The sequence below is a fragment of the Streptomyces sp. NPDC001002 genome (assembly GCF_053599215.1).
The window spans coordinates 1-4,813 of the sequence record NZ_JBSFLV010000276.1; the positions used below are offsets into that span (position 1 = coordinate 1).

The following is a 4,813-nucleotide window of genomic DNA, read 5'->3' on the forward strand; positions in this document are numbered from 1 at the left end:
GCGGGCATTCGCTGCTGGCGGTGTCGCTGGTGGAGTGGCTGCGGCAGCGGGGCGTGTCCGTGTCCGTGCGCGCCCTGTTCGTGACGCCGACGCCGGCCGGTCTCGCGGCGGTCGCCGGTCCGGAACAAGTGGTGGTCCCGGAGAACCGCATCCCGGAGGGTGCCCAGCACCTCACGCCCGACATGCTGCCGTTGGTCGATCTGGACGAGGGTGAGCTCGCGCGAATCGTCGAGGCGGTGCCGGGCGGCGCGGCCAACGTGGCGGACATCTACCCGCTGGCCCCCCTCCAGGAAGGCATCTTCTTCCACCACCTCATGGCCGATCGCGAGGGCGACGACGCCTATGTCCTGCCGACGGTGCTGGACTTCGACTCACGTGACCGGCTGGACGAGTTCATGGACGCGTTGCGGTGGGTCGTGGACCGGCACGACGTCTATCGCACGGCGATCGTGTGGGACGGGCTGCGCGAACCCGTGCAGGTGGTCGTCCGACACGCCGAAATCGACGTCATGGAAGTCGAGTTGGACGACCGTGCCGACCCCGTCGGGCAGCTGCGGGGAGTCGCCGGTGGTCGACTGGAGCTCGACCGCGCGCCGTTGATGTCGGTGCATGTCGCGGCCGAGCCCGGCGGTGACGGGCACTGGCTGGCACTGCTGCGCATCCACCACCTCGTCCAGGACCACACCGCACTCGAGGTGCTACTCGACGAGCTGCGGGCCTTCCTGGCCGGACGGGCCGACGAATTGCCGGAGCCGTTGCCGTTCCGCCAGTTCGTGGCACAGGCCCGGCTCGGCACGTCCCAGGAGGAGCACGAGCGCTACTTCGCCGATCTGCTCGGGGACGTGACAGAGCCGACCGCGCCCTACGGGCTGACGGACGTCCTCGGTGACGGCGGCGGGAGCCGACGCGGCCGGCAGTCGCTGGACACTGAACTCGCGCTGCGCGTACGGGAGATGGCGCGCACTCTGGGCATCAGCCCGGCCACCGTCTTCCACCTCGCGTGGGGCCGGGTCCTCGCGGCCGTGTCGGAGCGCGACGACGTCGTCTTCGGCACCGTGCTGTTCGGGCGGATGAACGCCGGGGCGGGCGCCGACCGTGTGCCCGGTCTCTTCCTGAACACGCTGCCGGTGCGGGTGCGGACGACCGGGATCGGCGTGGGCGAGGCGGTGGACGGCATGCGCCGTCAACTGGCCGACCTGCTGGTGCACGAGCACGCCCCGCTCACGGTCGCCCAGACGGCGAGCGGAGTCGCGGGCGGCAGCCCCCTGTTCACGTCGATCTTCAACTACCGGCACGCCCGCCCGGCCGGCGACCGGACCGGCGCCGGACTCGACGGCGCCCGAGTCGTCCTCACCCACGAAGGCACCAACTACCCCCTCAGCACGTCCGTCGACGACGACGGAACCGGATTCACGATCACTGTCGACGCACCGCCGCCCATCCCACCGCACCAGGTCTGCGAACTCCTGCACACCGCGCTGGCTCAGCTCACGACCGTGCTGGCGGACACACCGGAGACCCCGCTCGCTGCGGCCGAGGTGCTCCCACCCGCCGAACTCCATCGGATCCTCGGCGACTTCACCGGCACCGTCGTACCCGTACCGGACGTGACGCCGTCGGAGCTGTTCGCGGCGCGGGCGGAACGCACGCCCGACGCGGTCGCCCTCATACGCGGAGCCGACGAGGTGACCTACCGCGAACTGCGGGACCAGGTCGGCCACTTGGCCCGAGGATTGTCGGACCGAGGCGCCGGCCCCGAGGCAGCGGTCGCGGTGAACCTGGATGACGAAGCCGACCGAGTCGTGGCGCTGCTGGCCGTACTCGAAACCGGGGCCGCCCACCTCGCCGTCGACCATCCGATCAGTGACCTCCCGGCCGGTGTACGACCGGTATGCCTGCTGACGTCCGAGACGCGAGCGTCGGACCTGCCGGACGACACCGGTCTTCCGCTCGTACTCCTCAACACCCCGCAAACAAATGGGGAGTTGACTCTGGCGGACGCACCCGTCGGCGCCAACGTCCTGCCGGACCACCCGGCGTACGTGGACCACAGGCTCGTCGTATCGCACCGCGGTTTCGCGACCCGTCTGGCGGGGATGCGGCGTACGCACCCGCTCACCGGTGCCGATCGGGTCGTACCGACGACCGAGACGTGGGCGTACGACGTCCTGCGCGCGTTGGCCGACGGCGCGGCCCTAGTCCTGGGGCGTGCCGGGGAAGCACCGGAACGGGCGGGCATGCCCGCGGAGTTGGTAGGCCTTCTGCGCGAGGTGGCGGCCGACGCATCCTCGCCGGCACCGCACTGGCGCCCGGCGGACAACACACGCCTGTGTGTTCTGGACGGAGCGCTGCGCGTCGTACCGGTGGGCGCGGCGGGGGAGTTGTACGTGTCCGGGGCGGGCCTGGCGCTCGGATACTCGGGGCGGGCCGGACTGACGGCGGAGCGCTTTGTGGCCTGCCCGTACGGCGCGGCCGGGCAGCGCATGTACCGCACCGGCGAGCGCGCACGGTGGACCGACGACGGCCGGCTCGAACTTCTCGAACGCCATGGTGACGAGCCGACGGCCACCGAGGAGGACCGCACCGAACAACCGGGCCGGGCACCGGCGACTCCCCAAGAGGAGCTGCTGTGTGCTGAGTTCGCCCGAGTCCTGGGCGTCGCCCGGGTCGGCGTCGACGACAACTACTTCCTCCTGGGCGGCCAGTCCCTGATGGCGACCCGACTGGTCGCCCGGCTGCGGTCGATCCTCGGCGTCGAACTCCCGGTCCGCGCGCTCTTCGAGAGCCCGACCCCAGCGGGCCTCGCCGCCCGCCTGGCACAGGCCGCCCCCGGCCGTGCCCGACTGACCGTGCGTGAACGCCCCGAACGGGTCCCGCTCTCCTTCGGACAGCACCGGCTGTGGTTCATGAGCCAACTCGAAGGCTCCAGTGCCGGCTACAGCAACACGACCGCCCTACGGCTCTCCGGAACACTGGACCGGGCCGCGCTGAAGGCCGCTCTACGCGACCTGATCAACCGTCACGAGGTGCTGCGTACCGTGCTTCCGGCCCACGACGGCGAGCCGTATCAGCGAGTTCTGGCGATGGCGGACGTCGAACTCGAACTCCCCGTCATCGAGGTGGAGGCCGGGCAGCTCGCCCAGGAGACAGCCCGCGTGACCGACCACCCCTTCGACCTTGCCGCCGAAATCCCCCTGCGCGCTTGGCTGTTCGCCGAGGCGCCGCGCGAGCACGTGCTGGTGCTGGCCATCCACCACGGCGCCACCGACGGCTGGTCGATGGGTCCGCTCGCGCGGGACCTGTCCGCGGCATACGAGGCTCGGTGCGCGGGGCGGGCCCCCGAGTGGGAGCCGCTGCCGGTGCAGTACGCGGACTACGCGCTGTGGCAACGCGAACTCCTCGGCGGCGACGCCGACTCGGGAGGACTCCCGACCGAACAGATGGAGTTCTGGCGCGACACCCTGGCCGGTATTCCCGAGGTGATCCCGTTGCCGGCCGAGCTACCCCGCGCCGCCGCGGCGACGCACCGGGCGGGCGAGGTCCCCGTGGAGATCGGCGCGGAACTCCACGGACGTATGCGCAAGTTGGCCGCGGCCGAGGGCGCCACCCTCTTCATGGTGGTGCAGGCGGCACTCGCGGCCCTGCTGACCCGGCTGGGCTCCGGCGAGGACATCCCGATCGGAACAGCGATCGCCGGGCGCGTGGACGACACCCTGGACGACCTCGTCGGCTTCTTCGTCAACATGCTGGTCCTGCGCACCGATGTGTCGGGCGACCCCAGCTTCCAGGAACTGCTGACCCGCGTCCGCGCCGCAGACCTGGCCGCGTACGCCCACCAGGACCTGCCGTTCGACCACGTGGTGGAACAACTCACCCCCGAACGGTCCGCCGCGCGGCAACCCCTGTTCCGGGTGGCCCTCGTCGTCCAGAACACCCCGCGCAGCGACCTCCGGCTGCCCGGCCTGCGGGTCAGCGCCGAGCCCGTGGTCACCGGGAGCGCCCGGTCCGACCTGATGCTCACCCTCTCCGAACGCCTCGACGACGACGGCACGCCCGACGGACTGCGCGGACTGCTCCAGTTCGACACCGACGTACTCGACCGTTCGACGGCGGACCGGCTCATGACCTGGCTGGCCCGTCTGCTGGACACCTTCGTCACCGACCCCGGCCTACGGCTGAGCCACACGGACGTACTCACCCCACCCGAGCGACGTACGGCTCTGGAGCGAGGCGCGGGTCCGGCTCAGGACATTCCGGCGGCGACGATTCCGGAGTTGTTCGGTGGGGTGGTGGAGCGGTCGGTTGGTGCGCCGGCGGTGGTGTGGGGTGAGGGGTCTTTGTCCTACGGCGAGTTGGATGAGCGGTCGAGTCGGTTGGCGCGGTTGTTGTCGGCGCGGGGTGTGGGTGCCGAGTCGGTGGTGGCCGTAGTGATGGACCACGGAGCTGACCTGGTGGTGTCGTTCTTGGCCGTGTTGAAGGCAGGTGCGGCGGTGTTGCCGGTTGATCCGGCGCATCCGGGTGAGCGGGTTGCGTTCATGCTCGACGACGCGCGTCCGGTGTGTGTGATCACCACGCCTGAGCAACAGCGACCGTTGCCGGTCGATGTGCCGGTCATTGTCTTGAACTCCCCTGATGTCGAGGCGGAGTTGGCCGGTGTGGATGGTTCGCCGGTGGAGGGTGCGTCGGCCGGTGTGCCGGGTGCGGCGTATGTGATCTATACGTCGGGGTCGACGGGTCGGCCCAAGGGTGTGGTGGTGTCGCATGCCGGGGTGGCGAGTCTGGTGGCGGCGCAAGCTGAGGGCTTGGCGGTTTC

Annotated in this window: 1 protein-coding gene; it reads left to right on the forward strand. The window is 70.8% G+C overall.

What is annotated here, in order from left to right; translation table 11 throughout:
* Positions 1-4,813 (forward strand): condensation domain-containing protein (locus ACWDR3_RS47210; protein ID WP_450358866.1); only part of this gene is annotated, 4,813 nt, incomplete at both ends.